This is a genomic window from Streptomyces dengpaensis (genome assembly GCF_002946835.1).
Classification (GTDB): domain Bacteria; phylum Actinomycetota; class Actinomycetes; order Streptomycetales; family Streptomycetaceae; genus Streptomyces; species Streptomyces dengpaensis.
Genome location: NZ_CP026652.1, coordinates 3636201 through 3655555, shown reverse-complemented (window position 1 = coordinate 3655555; position 19355 = coordinate 3636201). Strand labels below are relative to the sequence as shown.

At 72.2% G+C, this 19355-nt stretch carries 20 protein-coding genes; 6 read left to right on the top strand and 14 right to left on the bottom strand.

All coding sequences use genetic code 11. The features are described from left to right. Positions 1-30: 30 nt before the first annotated feature. Together C4B68_RS16670 and C4B68_RS16665 are read left to right on the top strand one after the other, a co-directional pair. Positions 31-1023, top strand: coding sequence for an ABC transporter ATP-binding protein (locus C4B68_RS16670; RefSeq protein ID WP_099500556.1), 993 nt, complete (start codon positions 31-33; stop codon positions 1021-1023). Then, on the top strand, positions 1010-1906 hold the full coding sequence (locus C4B68_RS16665) for an ABC transporter permease (protein ID WP_099500557.1): 897 nt from the start codon (positions 1010-1012) through the stop codon (positions 1904-1906). Before C4B68_RS16670 ends, C4B68_RS16665 begins: the two co-directional genes overlap by 14 nt. A 33-nt stretch (positions 1907-1939) precedes the next feature. Here C4B68_RS16665 and C4B68_RS16660 read toward each other — a convergent pair whose 3' ends face one another. From C4B68_RS16660 to C4B68_RS16600, 13 genes are all read right to left on the bottom strand, one after another. Continuing rightward, the gene (locus C4B68_RS16660; RefSeq protein ID WP_099500558.1) at positions 1940-2539 is read right to left on the bottom strand and encodes a flavodoxin family protein; all 600 of its coding nucleotides are present in this window, start codon (positions 2537-2539) and stop codon (positions 1940-1942) included. 166 nt (positions 2540-2705) lie between these two features. After that, positions 2706-3881 carry an amidase gene (locus tag C4B68_RS16655; RefSeq protein WP_099500559.1) on the bottom strand — a complete coding sequence of 392 codons (1176 nt, stop codon included), beginning with the start codon at positions 3879-3881 and terminating at the stop codon, positions 2706-2708. A 103-nt stretch (positions 3882-3984) separates the two neighbouring features. Beyond that, the gene (locus C4B68_RS16650) at positions 3985-5175 is read right to left on the bottom strand and encodes a tetrahydrofolate dehydrogenase/cyclohydrolase catalytic domain-containing protein (RefSeq protein WP_099500560.1); all 1191 of its coding nucleotides are present in this window, start codon (positions 5173-5175) and stop codon (positions 3985-3987) included. A 7-nt stretch (positions 5176-5182) separates the two neighbouring features. Then, positions 5183-5647, bottom strand: a complete 465-nt coding sequence (locus C4B68_RS16645; protein ID WP_099500561.1) for a hypothetical protein — start codon at positions 5645-5647, stop codon at positions 5183-5185. 55 nt (positions 5648-5702) lie between these two features. Then, a complete protein-coding gene (locus C4B68_RS16640) occupies positions 5703-6104 on the bottom strand; it encodes a DUF4913 domain-containing protein (RefSeq protein ID WP_099500562.1) in 402 nt (133 codons plus the stop codon). A 43-nt stretch (positions 6105-6147) separates the two neighbouring features. Next, positions 6148-7905 carry a type IV secretory system conjugative DNA transfer family protein gene (locus C4B68_RS16635; protein ID WP_099500563.1) on the bottom strand — a complete coding sequence of 586 codons (1758 nt, stop codon included), beginning with the start codon at positions 7903-7905 and terminating at the stop codon, positions 6148-6150. A gap of 193 nt (positions 7906-8098) precedes the next feature. After that, positions 8099-9571, bottom strand: a complete 1473-nt coding sequence (locus C4B68_RS16630) for an ATP/GTP-binding protein (protein ID WP_240634381.1) — start codon at positions 9569-9571, stop codon at positions 8099-8101. After that, complete coding sequence (locus C4B68_RS16625; RefSeq protein WP_099500564.1) at positions 9568-11061, bottom strand: SCO6880 family protein; 1494 nt, start codon at positions 11059-11061, stop codon at positions 9568-9570. Before C4B68_RS16625 ends, C4B68_RS16630 begins: the two co-directional genes overlap by 4 nt. 124 nt (positions 11062-11185) lie before the next feature. Then, positions 11186-12397, bottom strand: coding sequence for a hypothetical protein (locus C4B68_RS16620; protein ID WP_099500565.1), 1212 nt, complete (start codon positions 12395-12397; stop codon positions 11186-11188). Position 12398: 1 nt separating this feature from the next. Beyond that, positions 12399-13172, bottom strand: a complete 774-nt coding sequence (locus tag C4B68_RS16615; protein ID WP_099500566.1) for a DUF8175 domain-containg protein — start codon at positions 13170-13172, stop codon at positions 12399-12401. Positions 13173-13232: 60 nt separating this feature from the next. Then, entirely contained in the window at positions 13233-13532 is a 300-nt protein-coding gene (locus C4B68_RS16610; RefSeq protein ID WP_099500567.1) for a hypothetical protein, read from the bottom strand. 312 nt (positions 13533-13844) lie between these two features. Then, on the bottom strand, positions 13845-14114 hold the full coding sequence (locus tag C4B68_RS16605; protein WP_099500568.1) for a hypothetical protein: 270 nt from the start codon (positions 14112-14114) through the stop codon (positions 13845-13847). Positions 14115-14391: 277 nt separating this feature from the next. After that, entirely contained in the window at positions 14392-14955 is a 564-nt protein-coding gene (locus tag C4B68_RS16600; RefSeq protein WP_099500769.1) for a DUF6668 family protein, read from the bottom strand. Positions 14956-15189: 234 nt separating this feature from the next. Here C4B68_RS16600 and C4B68_RS16595 point away from each other — a divergent pair, with 234 nt between their 5' ends. Further along, positions 15190-16200 carry a peptidoglycan DD-metalloendopeptidase family protein gene (locus C4B68_RS16595; RefSeq protein ID WP_240634380.1) on the top strand — a complete coding sequence of 337 codons (1011 nt, stop codon included), beginning with the start codon at positions 15190-15192 and terminating at the stop codon, positions 16198-16200. Here the strand turns inward: C4B68_RS16595 and C4B68_RS42450 are convergent. Further along, on the bottom strand, positions 16148-16534 hold the full coding sequence (locus C4B68_RS42450; protein ID WP_180289204.1) for a hypothetical protein: 387 nt from the start codon (positions 16532-16534) through the stop codon (positions 16148-16150). The genes C4B68_RS16595 and C4B68_RS42450 overlap by 53 nt on opposite strands. Here C4B68_RS42450 and C4B68_RS16585 point away from each other — a divergent pair. The 3 genes from C4B68_RS16585 to C4B68_RS16575 are packed head-to-tail and all read left to right on the top strand — an operon-like array spanning position 16524 to position 19345. Next, positions 16524-17081, top strand: a complete 558-nt coding sequence (locus C4B68_RS16585; RefSeq protein ID WP_180289205.1) for a hypothetical protein — start codon at positions 16524-16526, stop codon at positions 17079-17081. The two genes, C4B68_RS42450 and C4B68_RS16585, sit on opposite strands and share 11 nt — an antisense overlap. Before the next feature lie 7 nt (positions 17082-17088). Beyond that, positions 17089-18768, top strand: coding sequence for a hypothetical protein (locus C4B68_RS41880; RefSeq protein ID WP_099500570.1), 1680 nt, complete (start codon positions 17089-17091; stop codon positions 18766-18768). Then, positions 18758-19345 (top strand): hypothetical protein, encoded by a 588-nt coding sequence (locus C4B68_RS16575; protein WP_143674301.1) that lies wholly within the window; start codon positions 18758-18760, stop codon positions 19343-19345. The genes C4B68_RS41880 and C4B68_RS16575 overlap by 11 nt, the downstream gene beginning before the upstream one ends. Positions 19346-19355: the final 10 nt, after the last annotated feature.

Here is a 19355-nt window from a genome sequence, read left to right as displayed (position 1 = left end):
CGTTACGCACCTGAGGAATTGAGGGAGCCCATGGAGGAGCCGTCCGCCGCGGAGCCCGATCCGGTGGACTCGGGAGGCGCTGCGCCCGCCGAGGACGCGGTGATCGCCACCCGTGCGCTCACCAAGCGCTTCCGCGGCGGACAGCTCGCCGTCGACGGCCTGGATCTGACCGTCCCGGCGGGCAGCGTCTTCGGCTTCCTCGGGCCGAACGGCTCGGGCAAGACCACCACCATCCGCATGCTGATGGGCCTGATCGAGCCGACCTCGGGCACGGCGCGTGTGCTGGGGCAGCCCATACCCCGCGCCACCCGCGCCGTGCTCCCGCACGTGGGCGCCCTCATCGAGGGCCCCGCGCTGTACGGCTTCCTCTCCGGGCGCGACAACCTCATCCGGTACGACGCCGCCGACCCGACCGCCGACCCGCGCACCCGGCGTACGCGCGTCGGGGCCGCCCTCGACCGGGTCGGACTCGGCGCCGCGGCCGGCAAGAAGGCGAAGGCGTACTCGCTCGGCATGAAGCAGCGGCTGGGGCTCGCGGCCGCGCTGCTCCAGCCCCGCCGCCTGCTCGTGCTGGACGAGCCGACCAACGGTCTGGATCCGCAGGGCATGCGCGAAATCCGGTCCCTGGTCAGGGGGCTGGCCTCCGACGGCACGACCGTCTTCCTCTCCTCCCACCTGCTCGACGAGATCGAGCAGGTCTGCACGCACGCGGCCGTGATGGCGCAGGGACGGCTCATCACGCAGGGCGCGGTGGCGGATCTCGCGGCGGGTGCGCGGGGCCGGCTGGTCGTGACCACCCCGGACGCCGGGGACGCGGCGCGCGTACTGAAGGAACAGGGCGTCGCGGATCTCGTGGTGACGGAGAGAGATGTGACCGCCGAGGTCCCGGACCGCGAACTCGCCGATCTGAACGCGGCATTGGTCACGGCGGGCGTCCGGGTCCGCGGCTTCGGAGTGGAACGGGCCTCGTTGGAGGACGCGTTCGTGGCGCTGACGGGGGAGGGCTTCGATGTCGCGGGCTGAGACCGTACCCGTACGCGTACCGGAGGAGCCCCCGCGGGCGCCGAGTCCCCTGTGGACGTTCGGACTCTTCCGCAGCGAGCTGGTCACGACCTTCCGGCGCTGGCGGACGATCGCGCTGCTCGGTGTGCTGGCAGCCGTACCGATCCTCATCGGGATCGCGATCAAGATAGAGACGAGCGACGGCTCGACAGCGGGCGGTGGCGGCGGCGAAGGGCCGGCGTTCATCTCGCAGATCACCAACAACGGCTTGTTCCTGGTGTTCACGGCGCTGGCGGCGACGCTCCCCTTCTTCCTGCCGATGGCGATCGGCGTCATCGCGGGCGACGCGATCGCGGGCGAGGCCAACAGCGGCACCCTGCGCTATCTCCTCGTCGCGCCCGCGGGCCGCACCCGGCTGCTGCTCACCAAGTACGCCACCACGATGACGTTCTGCCTGGTCGCGACCCTCGTCGTGGCGGCGTCCGCGCTCATCGTGGGCGCGCTGCTGTTCCCGCTGGGCGAGCTGACCACGATCTCCGGGACCCGGATCAGCTTCGCGGAGGGGCTCGGGCGCGCCCTGCTCATCGCCCTGGTCGTCGCCGCCTCACTGATCGGCGTCGCGGCGCTCGGCCTGTTCATCTCCACGCTGACGAACAGCGGCATCGCGGCGATGGCGACGACCGTCGGGCTCCTCATCACCGTCCAGATCCTCGACCAGATACCCCAGCTGCACGCGCTCCAGCCGTACTTCTTCTCGCACTACTGGCTGTCCTTCGCCGACCTCATGCGCGACCCGGTGTACTGGGACGACCTGGTCCGCAACCTCGGCCTTCAGGGGCTGTACGCGGTGGTGTTCGGGTCGGCGGCGTGGGCGCGGTTCGCGTCGAAGGACATCACGGCGTAGGGCTCTGGGCGTAGGGCATCGCCGCGTAGGACGTCATGGCGTTGGCGCGGCCTCGGTCTCGTACGGGAAGCGGGCGAACGGCGGGTCCTGTGCGAAGAACGTCTTCGCGCGGGCGAGAGCGGCCGTGTCCTCGAGTACCTTCCCTCGCTTGCTGCCGTTGCCGAGCAGGACTCCGCCGAAGCGCATGCCCATGTACGCGGCCGAGTGGTTGAGGGTGCCGATCAGCGGGTCGGCGACCACGGTGTCCCTGTCCGCCATCGACGTGATGCCCCAGAGGGTGCGGCCCGCCATCGTGGCTTTGAAGTCGATGCCGGGAGTGCGCAGCCAGCCCGACCAGTAGTCGAGGTAGCGCTTGGTGTGGGCGGAGACCGAGTACCAGTACAGCGGGGTGGCGAGCACGATGTCCGTCGCGGTGAGCGTCGCGTCCAGCAGCAGGCCCGCGTTGCCCTCGACCGGGCGGACATGATCGCTGTCGTGACGCAGGTCCTCGAAGTCGGGCAGCGGATGCGCCGCGAGGTCCAGCCAGCGCTGCTCGACGTCTCCGGGCAGCTGCTCGGCGGCCTTGCGGGCCAGCAACTCGGTGTTGCCGTCGCTGCGGCTGCTGCCGAGCAGGAACAGGAAGTGGCGGGTCATGGGTCCCCCTGGGGTGCGCGTGATGGGCGGCTGGCGCCGACTACCTGCGTGAACAATATGTGCACACGCATTTACTGCCAGGGTTACTGGTCGGACCAGCCGGTTCAGGAGGCGGGCGTCCTGCGTCCGGCGGCAGGCTCAGGCGTCCGGTGTCAAGCCTCAGGCCTCAGGCTTCGAGCAAGGCCGCCCGCGCTCCCAGGCCCAGCAGGAGGGGCTCGGCGCCGTGCCGGGCCACGCACTGGAGGCCGACCGGACAGCCGTCCGTACCGAAGCCCGCGGGGATGCTCGTCGCGGGGTGGCCGCTGAGGTTGAACGCCCAGGTGAGAGCGGTGGAGTAGCGGTCGCCGGGGCCTTCGTGACCGTGCGGTGCGTTCGGCGTGGCCGGGGTCAGCAGCAACGGGGTCTCGGCGAAGAGCCCGGCGAGCCGCCGGTCGTTGGCGTCCCGGAGCGGTTGAGCCGTGGCGGGATCGGCACCCGGCGTCCGCAACGCCAGCCAGGCGGGACCTGGGTCCTCCAGCCGCACGTCCCGTGAGACCAGCCGCACGATCCCGGCCTCGACGAGCCGCTCCACCGCGCCGTACGCGAGGGCCACGATGTCGGCGTCGGTGTCGGCGAAGCCGAGGTCGGGCGACCAGAGGGCGGGAATGGGGGGCCGGCCGGAGTCCGGGTGCGGGTCCGGCGGCGGCTCGCCCGCCACAACCCGCCAATACGCGGCCGCGTCCGACACGTGGCGGGTGAGGATGCCGGGTGCCGTGAGGCCCGTAGGGTCGGCGGACGGGAGACGGCCGTTCGTGGTCTTGAGGCCGAAGACGCCGCACCACGCGGCGGGGATCCGTACGGATCCCGCGCCGTCGCTGCCCGTGGCCATCGGTACCAGTCCCGCGGCCACCGCCGCGGCGGATCCGGCCGAGGAGCCGCCCGGGGTCCGGTCGATCCGCCACGGGTTGGCGGTCCGTCCGTGCGCCCCGAGCCCCCACGTCTGCCAGGCCGTGCCCGGACCGGGCACCGACGTGGCCCCCACGGGCACGCATCCGGCGGCGACCAGCACGCCCGCCGTACGCGTATGCAGGCCGCGGCGCCCCTTCACACCGATCGGAACACCCGCGAGCGGCAGCCACTCGCCCGCCGCGACCCGCGCGTCCACCTCGGCGGCCCGCCGCATCGCCTCCTCGCCCCACACCTCGGCGAACGCGGAGAGGACCGGTTCCACCCGCCCGATCCGCGCCAGCGAGGCGGCGACCAGGTCCACGGCGCGCGCGCTGCCCGTCCGGACGGACGCGGCGATCTCCTCGGCCGAAAGGGACTGATACTCGTCCGGTTCCGGATCCAGTTGCAGTTCCATTGCACGTTCCATCGGGTTCTCGGGGGCTCCCTCGGCAGACTCGTACGACTGACTCGTACGACTGACTCGTACGAGTGACTCATACGACGGGCTCGTACGAGTCTCAGCGGGCGGGACCCCCGCCGGCTCCCGGTGGCTTCGGCGGCTGGGGGAGCTGCGGGCGGACCGATGCGGAGGGGCCGGTCGCGGGCGGCCCACCCGGCACCCCGCCGGTGCCCGCCCCGCCGCCGCCCCCGCGAAGCCTCGCGGCCTGCGCCACGGGGTTGCCCGGAGCCGCGGTCGACTGCGGACCACCCGCGGACGCCGCCGAACCCGCAGAAGCCGCCGGTCCAGCCGATGCCCCCTGCGCCGCCGAAGCCCCCCGAGCCGCAGCCGCCACCGAAGCCCCTTGTGTCGCCGTCGCCCCCTGGGCCATCTGCTCCTTCGTCAGGTAGGGGCGCGGCTCGACGTTCCAGGACGGGGCGTTCGGGTCGACCTCCTTGCGGACCACGCGTTCCATGAGGGTCGCCATCTCCACCGGGCCGATGCCGCCGGGCACGGGGGTGAGATGCTGCGGGATGCCGTACGCCGCGCGCTGGACGTCTCCGCGGACGCTCCCGTCCGGCTGCGGTACGAAACCGGAGTCCACGACGAGCCGGTGGTGCGGCCGGAGGTGGTCGGGGCTGAGGATGCCCGGGTTGCCGGTGACGGACACGACGATGTCGGCGTCCCGTACCCGTCGCAGGTCGTCACCGGCGTCGAGTTCCATCAGCCGGTGGCCCTGCTCGCGCAGGGTGTTCACCACGCCCTGGCCCACGAAGCCCTTGCTGCCCACGACCGCGATCGTCGGGTCGTCCCGCGCGAACGGTTCCACGACGCGGCAGATGCCCTCGGCCGTCGCGCACGCGTTGTACTGCGAACGTCCCTTGAGCAGGGCGTCGATGTCCTTGGCCGGGTCCATCCGCTCGACGAGCGGGCGCAGATGGGCGGGCGGCGGGAACTGGACGATGATCGCGCGGGTCGCGGGATCCTGGTTGGCGCGGTCGAGGACCTCGGCGAACTGCGCACGCGTGGTCCCCGGCGGCATCACGACGTGGTCCGCCGTGAAGCCGAGGTGCTCGAAGCTCTTCACCTTCTGCTCGGCGGAGACCTTGGAGGCCTCGAGGCGCACACGCCAGTCCGGCGGATCGGTGGCGGCGGGTTCGAAACGGATGATCGCCACCCGCTGCCCCGTGGGCTCCACGGCGTCACGGTAGGGCTGGTAGAGCTCCCTGGCCTGGCGCAGGACGTCGCGTCCCGACACATGCTCGGTCATCGTCGGCTCACCCGGCCCGGTCGATCCGAGCGAGCACCTGGGCGACGGGTTCGAGCGCGCGGCCCAGCAGCTCCTCCACCTCCCGCGCCGACAGCGGCTGGTCGCCGCTCAGGTCGTCGTGGTGCCCTGCCGGTCCCGAGGTCACGGTGATCCGGGTGAAGGTCTCGGGTCCCGTCGGGTCGTGGTACGAGAAATCCCCGAAGTGGGCGATCCAGTCGACCTGTTCGAGCTCCGCGCCGAAGCTGCGGCGCAGCACCGGCAGTACGGCGTTCGCCACTCCGCCGAAGTCGTCCGTGATGCCGCGGTCGTCGGGGTTGCTGGCCAGTTCGGACACGACGGCCACCGCCCGGCGGCCGTCCGCGGAACGGACCGCGCGCACCAAGGCGTGCGCCCGGCCGGCCCGGTGATGACGCCAGTCGACGACGTCCTCGAAGTACGGGGAGTACGGGGACGGGGAGTGCCGGTGGTTCATACGTACTTCTCCTCGAAACGTCATGACGATGAGACTCGGTAAAGGACGACGAGACTCAGTGAGTGTCGTACGTCTCCACGGCTGGCGCCGTCTTCGGGCGGTGGCTGCCCGCCTTGCACCCCGCGAAGGGGCCGCTGGGGGACCGGAGTTCGTTGAGAACGGGGCCGAGGTGGTCGCGGTGCCAGACGGCGGGCCCGGACGCGCCGGCCGCCGGGTCCGTGTACTCCTGCCAGGCGAGCCACAGCCCGTGCAGCCGGGCCACCGCCTCCAGGTGCTCCCACCAGCGCGGGCACCAGGGCTGCTGCGAGGTGACTTCACGGCCGTACACCGGAAGCAGCAGGTCGGCCACCCAGACGGCGAGCCCGCGCATCTCCTCGGCGTAGGCCTCGCCGTCGAGGTAGAGGATGAACGGTGGTGCGGAGACGGGCTGTTCGGCGGCTGCGGTGGTGGTCGTCATCTGAGCGTGTTCCGTTCGTCGGCGGCGGAGGTCGTCCCATGGGTCATCCGAGCGTGATCCCTTCGGCGGCGCGGGCGGTGATGGCTTTGACCTCGGCCTGCGCCGCGGTCGCGATGCGGTCGGCGCCGGGTTCGGCGTACCAGGGGCGCAGTCTGACCAGGGCGGGCTTGATGCCGGTGGCCAGGAGGAGCGCGGTGCCCTTGGGCAGGGCGCGGATGCGGTCGGCGGGCAGGATGCGTTCGAGGCGGTACGAGGTCGAACGGGACCGCCCTTCCTTGTTCTTGGACCAGCTGACCGTCGACACGTCGTGCTCGCCGACCAGCCGGGAGATCTTCTCCACGAAGTCCGCGTCGTCCAGACCCGCGCCGAGCAGCTTGATCGTGGCGGCCGACCAGAGCGCGTCCATGCCGGCCTCGCCCCACACCCGCGCGCCCTGCCGGTAACTCTGCAGCAGCGTCACGACGTTGATGCCGCGCGAGCCGAAGTGCGAGTACAGGTCGGGGAGATCGGAGATCCGGCAGACGTTGGCGGCCTCGTCGAGCACCGCCGCCATCGGCGGGTCGAGGCGTCCGCCCATCCGCTCGGCGGCGACGACTCCCGCACGCAGTACGGAGTCCGCGGCCGCCGCGATGACACCGGCCGCCGAGCCGCCGCCGTCCTTTGAGAGGAGGTAGAGTGTGTCGGTGGACAGGACGTGGTGCTCGGGGAGGAACTGCGGCAGGTCCGGGTCCGGTGTCACCCAGGCCGCGATGTTCGGGTCGAGGAGGCAGGCCACGCACTGGCGGGCGGTCTCGTAGATGCCGTCCCTCGTTTCCACGGCGCCCTGCACGGTGCCTTGCAGCTGGTCCGCGAGGGCCGCCATTCCGGCGTCCCGCAGCAGGTCGACCGGTGTGCGGTCCGCCGGGTCGGCCAGCCACGCGAGTACCTCGGGGATCTGCCGCTTGCCGCGGTGGGCCGCGTGGAAGAGGGCGGTGAGGGTGTTCTGCGCCGCCGAGATCCAGAAGTCGCGCTTCGAGGCGTCGTCGTTCACCGCGCCGACGAAGTGGCCCGCCAGGCGGCGGGCGCCCTCGATCGTGGCGGCGTCGGCCAGCATGTCCCACCACAGGGTGCGCGGGCTGTGGGCGATGCCCTGAGGGTCGAACGTCCAGACCCGTCCTACGCGTTCGCGCTCCGCTCGGGTCACGCTGTACACGTCCGCCTTGTTCGACGTCAGCAGCACGCTGCCGCGGGCGCGCAGGACGCGGGGGACCGCGATGCCGGTGGACTTGCCGGCCCGGGGGGCCATCAGGTCCAGCTCCACGTCCTCGTAGCTCGAGCGGAGCTCGGGGCCGCCCGGCTCCAGGTTGCCGAGCAGATTGCCGGTGTCGTCCGGGGTGATCTTGCCCGACTTGGCGAGGGACGGGCGGAGTTGGCGTGCCCGCTGGGCGGCGCCCTTGGGGAGGAGGCCTGCCAGTTCCCTGCGGCCGGCCAGGCCGGTGGGCCTGGTGACGCGGCGTCGTCCGAGGGCGATGAGTACGACGACGAGGGTGACGACCGTGCCGAACACGACCGCCATGCCGGTCGTGACCGCCGTGGCCGGCGCCGTCGGCCACACCGTGGCCGGGCCCTCCTTGATCAGGGTGGCGAGGGTGGACAGGCTGAACGGGGGTGGGTCCCAGCCGGCGCCGCTCGCTGCCGCGCCGATCGTCCCGCCCAGCCAGGCCCCGAAGAACAGGGTGCCTATGAGGAAGGCGGCACCTGGCACGATCCAGGGGAGGAAGTCCTCGCCGCTGCCGTGCGTCGTCTTACGTGTGCTGCTCATCTGCGGTCTCCCGTTGAATGTTTTTCGCCCCCGCCGCCCCTACCCGTCCCGTACCTGGGCCCGCGGCGGAGCCGCTGATGGATGCAGCGCCCCAGACCCCGCTCCTCGAACGCCGGAGGGGCTGACATTTCCAGCGCCGGAGATCATTCAGCCCGTCCGGCGTTTGAGGACGAGCGCGAAGCGCGACGCCTCGTCACCCCTTCGAAAGCGACGGTGCCTCCGACCACCGCGTGTTCGTGTTGTGCAGCGCCCGCTCCGTGTCCGTGATGGACACCTTGATCGGGATGCCGGGGCGACCGCCCACCTTGATCAGAAACCGGCCGCGGCCCGGCGGCTCCTCGTTGCCGCCCGTACTCGCCCACCCGGGCGGCGACGACCACGACGAGACCAGTTCGATCTCCCGCTCGGACATGCCCACGATCTCGCCGAGTTCCTTCATCTCCGTGCGGGGAAGCCCGGCGCAGACCACCATCCCCGCCCGCTCCACGAACCCGCGCGCCTTGGCGCGGTCGGACTCGGAGCCCAGCGCCTCCGCGTCCTTCAAGGTGTGGGTGATCTTCGCGTCCCCCAGGCCCAGCGACCGGTTCAGCCGGGTCAGCGCGTCGATCCGCTCGACGATGCCGGAGGCGGCCCGCAGGGGACGCCACAGCTCGTCGAGGACGGTGAAGAACCACCGCTGCGGAGCGAGCCCGGCATCGGCCAGCGCGTGCGCGGCGGCCACCGTGCCGAGACCGTCCGACCAGGCGGCGAGCATCGCGGCGGCGGTCAGCTGGGTGTCCGCCTCGCCGATGCGGGAGATGTCCACGCAGACGGCGGGCGAGGCCGGGTTGATCCGGGTCGAGGTCTCGGCGGCGAAGGTGTCGCCGAGGGGACCGTCCAGGACACCCAGAAGCGACCGGTGCAGGGGGTCCACCGCCTCCTGGTAGCGGGCCACGTTTCCCCGGTCCAGGGTCACCGCACGAACCCGGTCGGGGCCCTCGTCCAGCACCTTCAGCAGGTCCGGCAACAGCGGCGCCCGCCCCGGCTTCGTACGTTCCGCGAGGTGGTGCAGACAGGCGGAGAGGACGGACTGCTCGTGGTCGTCCATCGGACGGCCGCGGACGATGGTGATGAGCGCGGCGACCATGTTCAGCACGCGGCCGTGGGCCTCCGCCGCGAGCACACGCCCCCGCTCGCCCCCGATCCGTACCGCCGCCTCGCCCATCGCGCCCGGGTCGAGGACATTGATGCCCCCGACGCCACGGCCGATGGAGATCACCTGGCCGCCCAGCGCCCTGACCGTGTCGGCGTAGTCGGGCTTCAGGTCCCCAAGGACCAAGGGAGTGATGCCCGTTGCCGCCATGCCGATCAACATGCGGTTGACCAGCGTCGACTTGCCGAGGCCCGGCATGCCGAGCATGAACAGGGACGGGTTGGAGATGTAACGGGCCCGCGTGAACCAGGAGATGGGGTCGCCGCAGACCGTCGCTCCGGTGTGCAGATGCTGCCCGAGCGGGACCCCGGTCATCGGCGCGCCGGAGCCTGCCGCGAAGGGCCACAGGCCGCACGCCTGAACCGTGGTCGCGCGCCACATCGCGGGCGGGTCCACGTTCCCGACCTGGCCCCCGGCGGGGCCGTACCAGCCACGCGGCGGTGCGACCCGCTGCCTCTGTTCTGCGACGCTCACAGCGCCTCCCTGATCTGGTACGGAACGAGGGTGTGCTCCCACGGCAGCAGGCCGACCGGCAGCGTGCAGGTGAAGGCCGAGGCCTGCATGCGGTCCGCGGGGCGCATCAGGATGCGGGACGACGCCTGGAGGTTGCGCACGGTGATGCCCGCGTCCTGCAGCTGCTCCTTGTCGTCGACGGTGACCGTCACCATCAGCGAGAACTCCACGAGCCCGGCACCCGCCGCCTCCTCGGCCGCGGTCTGCTCGGCGGCCTGCATCTCCGAACTGGCCCGCGCCTGCACGAGACCGCGCCGCGAGCCCGCCATGAAGTGCGCGGAGCGACGGTCGGACTCCACGATGCGGGCGGAGGTCGCCGGGTCGATGGGACGGTAGATGAGGGAGACCCGCTTGCGCCGGGTTCCAGGAGCCGGCTCCAGCAGCCCGCGCAGGACGCTCGACCGGACCGTGCCGCGCGGCGCCAGCGTCAGCATCCATGTGCGCGAGACACCCGAGTCGTGCTGGTACGAGGTGACGGTCTCGACGGCGGCCGCCGGGCCCGCGTCGGCCCACTCCAGGCCGGTGGTGGCGTGTTCGGCGCGGGCGCTGAGCACATCGGGGGCGATGGCCGGGTCGTACGCCACCCGTACGATCTCGGCGAGCCGCTCGGCCGCCAGCGGATACGCGGAGCCGCCGCCCGCCGCGACCAGCCCGGACAGCAGGCCCGGCAGCCGCATCGACAGCTCGGTGATGATGTCCTCGATGTCGCGCTTGGGGCCGCCGGTCGGGCCGTATGTCAGCGCGATGTAGGTGTGCATCTCCGAGGACGCCGACGGATAGCGCTCGACGACCTCCTCCATCACGGCGCGGGCCGCGGCCGGGGCGTCGGGCGCGATGCGGGGGAGGACCTCGGACGCGAGGCGCGTCCCCGTGTCCGGGGCGGTCTCGACGACCACCTGGGCGCCGCGCAGACCCGGCTCGTGCGAGAGCCGCGCCAGCCAGTCGCCCCAGGACGCCACCCAGATGTCGACCTGCTCCGGGTCGACCAGCGAACCGCCGTCCGGCTCACAGGCCAGGACCACGGTGTACAGGCCGCGGCCCGGGTGGTGCAGCACGCCGAAGGAACGGTTGTAGGCGTCGCGGCCCTCGTACATCTTGGTGCGCGCGAGCAGGCCGGGCGGCTGGTAGCGGCCGCCGGGGCGCTTGGACAGCGGCCCGGAGACGTAGGTGTGCGAGCCGTTCGCCTTCCGCTTCATCCAGCCGATACGGACCGCGACGACCTGGTAGACGTTGCGGCCGTCGACCGTGCGCAGCGCCAGCGGGGCGAGGAACAGCCCGACCGGCACCAGCACGACGACCGCGGCCGCCAGCGAGACCAGTGACGCCAGCAGCGCCACCAGCAGTCCGCCGAAGGCGACGACGGTACCGAGCAGACCCAGGGGGCCGAGTCCGGGACGGCGGGGCCTGCGCCAGTTCCCGTACGTGGGACGCGTCAGGGCGTCGGTGGACATGGGGTTCCTTCTTCCGGCTCAAAGCGTGTGGTACGTACGGGGGTTGACGGGCGCCGGGGTTCGGGGCGGTCGCCCGCCCCGAACCCGTACGGCTGCCGGCCCAGTGGTTCACGAGGCCGGCGGCCTACTGGTTGTGGCCCTTCATGCCGTCGTTGTCGTTGAGCGAGTTGGCGACTTCCGACGCCGCCGCGACGCCGGTCTGTACGGCGACCGCCGCGGCCTGCACCGCGAGCGCCGCGCCACCCGTGGCCGCACCCGCGGCGGCGGCTCCGCCACCGGCGGCCGCGCCACCGGCGCCGCCCGCGCCTCCGGCTGAAGCGCCGCCACCGGCCGGGGCACCGGCACCGGTGGACGGGGAGCCCTGAGGACCGGATGCCTTACCGCCGCCCCCGCCTCCACCGCCCCCACCGCCCCCTCCGGCACCGCCCGCGGCGATGCTCACGGCGCCGGTGGCGATGTTGTTGGCCGCGTTGAGCGCGACCGTGCCGCCGGACGTGCCGCCGAGCGCCGCCGTCGCCGGAACGATCAGCTTGAGCAGCGCGGGCAGCGCGAAGACCGAGAGGATCAGCATGCCCATGCCCGCGATGTTCGCGTTGAGCTCCGAATCGCCGTGCGCGTTCTTGCTGTTGGTCATCGCCGTCGCCGAGTAGATGATCAGGGCTGCGGCGGGCTTGTAGAGCATCCACGCCGCAAGCCAGCCGATGTGCTTCTTCCACCAGCCCTCGCCCCACCCGGTCATCGAGGAGGCGGCGGCGAGCGGCAGGGTGCCGATCAGCATGATCATGACGCCGATGCGGATGTACATCAGACAGATCTGCACGAAGCTCGACAGCATCACCAGCAGGCCGAAGATGAGCACCAGGCCGGGCTGGCTGAGCGTCATCACCCCGAGGATCTCGGCCGCCTTGTCGCCGAGATGGGACTTGGCGTAGACGTCCGCGGCGTACGCGTCCGACGCCGCGCTGAGCGCCTGCGCGACGCCCACGGCGATCCCGCTGACCAGGATGACCTTCCACATCCCCATGAACGCCTGCTTCATGGGCTGGCCCTTGCGGTCCAGCGCCATGCGGATCGCGGCGAACAGGATCGAGGCCACGGCGACATAGCCGACCAGCCAGCTGGTCTCGTTGATGATGAGCGTGGCCGGGCCCTTGGCATCGTCCACCTTGATGCCGATCCAGACGCCGTTGAGCGCCTTGAGGACCTCCGAGGCGCCCTCGCCGATCGCCTTGGCGAAGGTCTCGACGGCACCGTTGGCGAGTGCCTCACCGGTCTCCCCGAGGCCCCATTTCAGGCCCTCGCCCACACAGTCGTAGACCTTCCAGGTGCACGCCATCTCACGCCTCCCAGGTGACGAAGCCCGAGGTGCCGCTGACCTGCGCCATCCCCGAATAGACGGTGCCGTCCGTGTCGGGCGCGAGCTTCCAGTCGCCGTCCTGCCAGCGCACGGTCACGGACGCGGATCCGTACGTACCGGCGCTGGGGCCGCGGAGCAGGAACATCACGGTGGCCTCCTCCTTGTCGTACGAGAGGACGGAGAACCCGGCGTACCCGCCGGCGTCGGCCTTGCCCGAGGTGGGCTTGTCCTCGTCCTGGGAGCGGCCGGCGATCAGCGCGTCCCGGCCCTCGCCGGGGACGACCTGACGCTCGACGACCTCGCGCCAGCCCGGGTAGCTGAGGTGGTCGGTGATCGAGTGGGCGGCGAGCACCGCCCCCATCGGCGTGTGTGCGTAGCAGGACCAGACAGGGCCGTCGTACGTGAGCGGGCCCGCGGACTTGGAAACCGGCACCAGGCCGGTGCCGTCGGCCTTCCAGCGGAAGTCCGCGGGCGCCTTGGCCGGCTTGGCCTGGTCACTGTCGTCGGTACGGCAGCCGGCGGGCCGGGCGTCCGAGCCGCCGCCACCGCCACCGCGGTCCGGGGTGGCGCTCGACGTCGGGCTCGGGTCCGCCGACGCGCCCGCCGGCTCCTCGTTGCCGTCGGTCACCAGCGTGAAGACGGCGAGGACGAGCAGCACCAGCAGGAACCCGGCCGACAGGATCCAGCCTCGCTGCTGCCAGAACGGCTGCTCCCACTCTCCGCTGCCCCCACGGGACCGGCCGGAGTTCAGCATGGGTACGCTCCCTTCGAATCAGTTCTGATCGGTTGCGGGTCGAGTCGGATCAACTGCCGGTCAGGCGAAGACGAAGGTGACGACGGGTCCCGCGGTGGCCACCAGGACACAGCCGCCGAGGACCATGCCGAGGCGGCCCATGTGCTCCGAGCCCTCGCCGCGGCGCATCGAGATCGCCATCATGGCGCCGGTGATCAGCACACCCGCGACGCCCGCCGCGGTGCCGGCCCAGGCGAGGATGCCGAGGACGTCGTCGACCTTGCCGGTCAGCGCGCCCGGCGCGTCGCGCGCGGGGTTGGGGACCTTGCCGTCCGCCAGGTAGATGTGCTCTTGGGCCTTGGCTGCTATCGCCTTGAACATGGCTTCTCCCCGATGTGGTCGGCTGCCGGCCGACAACGTGCGTGTCATGAGCGGTGCTCGCGGGTGAGTGGGGGCGCTGTGACGCCCGAGTTCCCGGTTGCACAGTGAGCTTGGCGACTGCTGTGAGTTCCAGCCAAGCGATGTAGTGATCCAGCACCTGTCGGTGACGTGTCCGTGACAGACGGGAACAGATCGTCATGACCGGGGTACTGACGGGACATCAGCCCTTGCCGACGTGGCGTCAGGTAGATGAACACGCGAGAACCCCCGCCCGGTGGGCGGGGGTTCGGCCGACGCGCCGGGTACGCCGGCTCAGTACACGAACGACACAATCGGCCCGGCGGTAGCGCCGATGATGCACGCGCCCATCACGACAGCGAACTGGGTCAGATGCTCGGAGCCCTCGCCGCCGCGGAGGGAGATCGCCATGCGTGAGCCGATGATCAGCAGCCCGGCCACGGCGGCGACGGTGACGAACCAGGCCATGTAGCCGAGGACCTGGTTGAGCGGTCCGGTGACATCGGAGTCGGGCACGTAGGGGGCGGCGAGCAGCGTCGCACTCGCCGCGTGGACAGCGTTCACTGAGTTCTCCTTGGGGACTAGGGCCTGTCCGGCGGATCAGGTCGCAGGGAAGCAACGGCACCTCATAGGCGCCGGTGAGCGGGGCTTGGTGCGTGCAGCTGCAAGGCGGAGGAGGGCGGCGACGCGATGGGGGTGCCCCCGCGGTGGGGGTACCTCCCGCGCGAGCGAAGCCGAGCGTGGGGGAGCATTCGAGCGTCGGGGAGTCGGCAACCGACGACAACGCCGCAGATGGGCGTGCCAAGCCCCGCGTCTGCGGCATGATCCGCCGGACAGGCCCTTAGGCCGCGCCTCCGGTCAGCCGGGCCAGCGGTGCGGTCTCGCGCGGCAGCGGCACGGTGAGGTCGCCGGTGCGCCACGCGGGCATCCACGGCACCCGGTAGACGTCGATGACCGAGCCGATCACCTTGATGCGCTGGGTGAGTTGACGGGGGAGCCGGCCGGGCGCGTCCGCGACCAGCACGATGGCGTCGAGATCGAGTCCCGGGGGTGCGTCGCCGCGCCGGAAGATGTCGAGGGTGTGTGACACGGCGTCAAGTCCGGCCGCGTGCGTACGCCCGACGAGGAGGACGGACCCCGGCTCGCCCTGATCCGGGCGGGGCCAGCTGCGGCCCGCGTCATGGCCGCCGAAGACGGCGGCGAGCGTCGAGGCCCCGGCTCCGCCGTGCGTGGCGACCCAGGCGAACCGCCGCGCGCTGACGGCGCCGCGGCCGGGCCGCTCCTCCTCCTGCGGCCGACGGGCCTCCGTCTCGCCGCCGACGGGCCCGCGCACCCAGATCTCGGGCCCAACCGGCCCAACCGCCTCAACAGGCCTGTCAGATCCGTGCCGTTCGTTCCGTTGCATCGCCACGCCCTGCATCGCCGCCTCCTGCATCGCCACTCTCATCCGCCATCTCCTCGTCGCCCACCGATCTTCACGGCGCCCGAACAGGTTAGGTAACGGGGCGTGAGTTCCTGGGACGAGCCTGTGACGTCGTGGTGACGCGGGAAACGGGTGTGAGCCGAGAGACTCAACTGCGTGAACACGACGGGATCTTGAGGCTGAGGGGAGCCGATGTCCAACGGGGGCGGAAGCACCATGACCTGGGTGGTCGGCGGCTGTCTGGCCGCGGTGATCATGCCGGTGGTGATGATGGTCGCGGTGAGCGGATCGCCGAGCGAGGCGGATACGGGGTCGGGCGCGGGGGGCGGTCTGAAGGACGGTGCCGTTCCGGAGGCGTACGTGCCCTGGGTCCTCAAGGCGGGCGCCCTGTGTGACGTCATCAAGCCGGCGGTCGTCGCCGCGCAGATCGAGGCCGAGTCGGGCTGGAACCCCAACGCCCAATCCCCGGTCGGCGCCGAGGGGTTGTCGCAGTTCATGCCGGGCACCTGGAAGACCTGGGGCCGGGACGACGACGGAAACGGCCGAATATCGCCGTACGACCCCGGAGACGCGATCATGGCGCAGGGCCGTTACGACTGCGCCCTCGCCAAGCAGGTCGAGGGCTACAAGAAGCGCGGCGAGGCACACGGCGAGACACTCGACCTCGCGCTCGCCGCGTACAACGCGGGACCGGGCGCGGTGCACCAGTACGGCGGCATACCCCCGTACACCGAGACCCAGAACTACGTCGCCCGCATCAAGTCCCTGATTCCCAAGTACGAGTCGGTGGACGACCCGCCGGGCAAGATCCCGGCCGGGCAGCAGATGGCGATGCCGCTCCCGGGCAACCCGCCCGTGACGTCGCCGTACGGCATGCGCATGCATCCGACCCTGCACGTCTACAAGCTGCACACCGGCATCGACTTCAGCGCCCCGGCCGGCACGCCGCTCAAGGCGGCCCGGGACGGCGAGGTCACCTTCGCCGGCTGGTCCAACGGCTACGGAAACCGTGTGGTGATCTCCCACGGAACCATCCATGGCGACCAGATTTCGACGACCTACAACCACATGTCGGCCATCAGCGTCAGTGACGGGCAGAAGGTGAAGGTCGGCCAGCGGGTCGGCGCGGTGGGCTCCACCGGATTCTCGACGGGACCGCACGCGCACTTCGAGGTCATGCAGAACGGCAAGTACGTGGATCCGGCACCCTGGCTGGGGCTGAAGTGAGGAGGGGGGCGAGGATGAGGACGAGTACGAGTACGAGTACGAGTACGAGGACGAGCGCGAGTACGAGGACGAGCGCGAGTACGAGGACGAGCGCGAGTACGAGGACGAGCGCGAGTACGAGGACCAGCGCGGGTACGAGGACCAGCGCGGGTACGAGGACGAATACGGGGATGCGTACTGGGGTGCGTACCGCGACGCGTACGAGGACGATCGTCGCGGTGGTCGTGTCCGTCACCGGGCTGCTGGCGTTGACGGGCTGTGGCTTGCGGGACCAGCGTGACGCGGTGGGCGCGCCCGGTTCATCACCCTCGGCCGAGCCGTCGGTGGCGCCCAAGGCCCCCCTCCCGTCGGGGAAACCGCTGGGCGCGGACGCGCGGGTGCCGAGCCCGTCGGGAGTCGACGGGGCGGACGCGACGGAGGTGGCGGAGGCGTGGGCGGAGGTGGCGTACGGCCATGACACCAAGTACGACTCCGGTCCGCACGACGCCATGCTGCGCTCCGCGCGCTGGTTCACGGCGAAGAAGGCCGCCGCCGAACGGTCGTACCGGCCGGCGAGCGGGGCCGGCGAGGAGTGGAACACCTGGGCCGACCACAAGGCGTGGACCACGGTGGGCGTAACGTCGGACGACGACGGCGACGGCCCCGTCGACACGGACGTCCTGGCCTACCGCGCCCTCTTCGTCGAGGGCACGGCCCACGGCCGCGACGGCTGGACGGGTACGGGTCCACGGGCGAACGTCTTCCTCAAGCTCACGCGCGCGGGCCGCGGGCAGCCGTGGCGCGTCGCCGACGTGACAGCGGTGGAGGCCGCGGTTCCGCCGTCCCCGACCCTGTCCCCGTCCACCTCTGCCTCGACTGCCTCCCCTGATCACCCCGAGTGAGGGAACCATGTCTCGACTCAGCCGCGAACAGAAGCGGGAACTCAAGCGGCAGCGCTCGGCCGGTGCCGTCCCCGGGGGACAACCGGCCGCCGGGGTGACGCCGATCGAGGTGCGTGTACCGGCGTCGGGCGGTGCGAGTGGCGCCGGCGGGGCGGTGTCCCCTGCGGACGGTGCGGCCACGGTCGGCGGTATGCCGGTCGTCGCCGCTCCCGGCGAGACCCTCCAGACCGCCGTCCTGAACTACCTCCACCGCCTGGCCCTCGCCACCGGCCACCCCGTCCTCGCCACCGTCCACGACGAACGCATCGGCTTCGTCGTACCGCTCCAGGTACAGGTGGACGGCTCCAGCCGGTATGCGGGGGAGCCGGTACGGGTGGGGAGTCCGGCGGAGCCGCGGGCGCGGGACCGAGTGCAGCAGCGGCAGCCGCAGGCTGAGGCTGAGGCGCCGGTTCCGCCCGCTCCGGTGTCCGGTGAGCGGGAGTCGGAGACGCCGACGGTCCGGCGCCGGGACAAGGCGACGTATGTGCTGCGCGCGGTCCCGGAACCGACACGGGAATCTGAGCCCGCGCCCGCAGCGGCACCTGCCCCTGCCCCTGCCCCTGCTCCCGTGCCCCGTGAGTGGGCGCGTGAGGGCGGCCCGGCGGAGACGGGCGTGCCCGCGGCGCCCGAAACGCCGTCGGCTCCGCGCCGGGACAAGCCGACGTACCTGCTGCGCGCGACCCCGGAACCGACACCGAGCCCTGAGCCCGCGTCGCCGCCAACGTCCGCACCCGCGCCAGCGCCAGCGCCCGCGCCAGCGCCAGCGCCCGCGCCCGCGCCAGCGCCCGCGCCAGCGCCCGCGCCAGCGCCAGCGCCCGCGCCAGCGCCCGCACCCAAGCCCCAGCCCCAGCCCCAGCCAGAACACCAGCCCGAGCCGTTCCCGGCACCGGAGCCGGTGAGGCCCGCGCCCGGCAGTCCCACCCCATCCACCTTCGTACTGCGGGCGGTGCCCGAGTCGGCGGCCGGGGCCGTGGCGGCTCCGAAGGGGGAGTTCGGGCCCGCTCCGGCCGCCCATGCGGCACCCGCGGCGGAGGAAGTGCCCGTGCTGGAGCCCGAGCCCGAGCCCGAGCCGAAGCCCGCTCCCGTACGCGGCTTCGACGCCGTCGCCGAGGCGGTGCTGGCGCCGGAGCCGGTCGCGGAAAGGGAGGGTGCGGGGGCGTTCCTCGCGGAGCCCGTGGCGCGGATCAACGAGGCCGTGAAGATGGGCCGGATCGAAGCGGCGGCGGGCATGGCGGAGCGTGCCGTCGCAGAGGCGGCGCAGTCGCTCGGCGAGGAGCACCCTGAGGTGCTGAAGCTGCGCGAACTGACCGCGTACATTGCCTACTTGGCCGGTGACGCCCTCAGGTCGTTCCACCTGTCGCTGGACCTCGCCAGGGTCCGCCGACGCCACCGCGACCCGCGCGCCGCGTACGGCAACGTACAGAGCGCGGCCGCGGCCTGGCGCGCCGTCCGCGACCCCCTGCAGGGCCTGAACCTGGGACGCGACCTGATCGGCGTATGGACCGAGCTCACGGCCGACGGCGGCCCCGCAGCCGACGACATCGAGCAACTCGAATCGGCCCGCACCCGCATGGGCCGCCTCGCGGAACGCGCCCGCGCACTGGCCGACAACCCGTACACGCAGAGCCCCCGAGCCCATGGCCAGTAACGACCGCACCCCCGAACGAAGGGCGCAGACAGCGCAGAGGACGGGTACGGCGCGGAAGGCGGGGGCGGCACAGCAGGCACAGAGCAACGCCCCCGGCGACCGGGCCGACGCCGCCCGCCGTCGCTCATCAGGCCGGCGCGAGCCGCGCCCACGCACCGAGGTGCACGTCAACGAGCTGACGGGCACGATGAGTTGGCGGACGGTCAAGCCCGGCGGTGCCGGCCGGAGCGGCCCGCACAGCCCCCGCACGCGCGCCGCGTCGCACGCGGGACCCCGGGGCGCCGCACCCATCCCGACGCACCCGGCCGCCGTACGGGCCGCGGTGAGCGTCCGGCCCGAGACGCTCACCCCGGACCAGTTGCACCATCACCTGGCCCAGGTCGGCGCCCTGCGCTCCCGCGTCGCGGCCGACGTAGCCATCGCCCCGCGCCTGCCGACGGCCGTGGCGGCCCGTATGCGCTCGGGCTCGACACCGGCAGCGGCGCACGCCCTCACCGCGGAACGCTCCTCTGCGGCAAGGGAGTTGACTCGCCAGGCCCCCTCGATGCGGCCTGCGCCCAGAGCCCCGGGCCGCTGAGAGGATCCGG

Coding starts and splice junctions, on each gene's coding strand:
- C4B68_RS16670 (WP_099500556.1), top strand. CDS start 31: ATGGAGGAGCCGTCCGCCGCGGAGCCCGATCCGGTGGACTCGGGAGGC.
- C4B68_RS16665 (WP_099500557.1), top strand. CDS start 1,010: ATGTCGCGGGCTGAGACCGTACCCGTACGCGTACCGGAGGAGCCCCCG.
- C4B68_RS16660 (WP_099500558.1), bottom strand. CDS start 2,539: ATGACCCGCCACTTCCTGTTCCTGCTCGGCAGCAGCCGCAGCGACGGC.
- C4B68_RS16655 (WP_099500559.1), bottom strand. CDS start 3,881: ATGGAACTGCAACTGGATCCGGAACCGGACGAGTATCAGTCCCTTTCG.
- C4B68_RS16650 (WP_099500560.1), bottom strand. CDS start 5,175: ATGACCGAGCATGTGTCGGGACGCGACGTCCTGCGCCAGGCCAGGGAG.
- C4B68_RS16645 (WP_099500561.1), bottom strand. CDS start 5,647: ATGAACCACCGGCACTCCCCGTCCCCGTACTCCCCGTACTTCGAGGAC.
- C4B68_RS16640 (WP_099500562.1), bottom strand. CDS start 6,104: ATGACGACCACCACCGCAGCCGCCGAACAGCCCGTCTCCGCACCACCG.
- C4B68_RS16635 (WP_099500563.1), bottom strand. CDS start 7,905: ATGAGCAGCACACGTAAGACGACGCACGGCAGCGGCGAGGACTTCCTC.
- C4B68_RS16625 (WP_099500564.1), bottom strand. CDS start 11,061: ATGTCCACCGACGCCCTGACGCGTCCCACGTACGGGAACTGGCGCAGG.
- C4B68_RS16620 (WP_099500565.1), bottom strand. CDS start 12,397: ATGGCGTGCACCTGGAAGGTCTACGACTGTGTGGGCGAGGGCCTGAAA.
- C4B68_RS16615 (WP_099500566.1), bottom strand. CDS start 13,172: ATGCTGAACTCCGGCCGGTCCCGTGGGGGCAGCGGAGAGTGGGAGCAG.
- C4B68_RS16610 (WP_099500567.1), bottom strand. CDS start 13,532: ATGTTCAAGGCGATAGCAGCCAAGGCCCAAGAGCACATCTACCTGGCG.
- C4B68_RS16600 (WP_099500769.1), bottom strand. CDS start 14,955: ATGCAACGGAACGAACGGCACGGATCTGACAGGCCTGTTGAGGCGGTT.
- C4B68_RS16595 (WP_240634380.1), top strand. CDS start 15,190: ATGACCTGGGTGGTCGGCGGCTGTCTGGCCGCGGTGATCATGCCGGTG.
- C4B68_RS41880 (WP_099500570.1), top strand. CDS start 17,089: ATGTCTCGACTCAGCCGCGAACAGAAGCGGGAACTCAAGCGGCAGCGC.
- C4B68_RS16575 (WP_143674301.1), top strand. CDS start 18,758: ATGGCCAGTAACGACCGCACCCCCGAACGAAGGGCGCAGACAGCGCAG.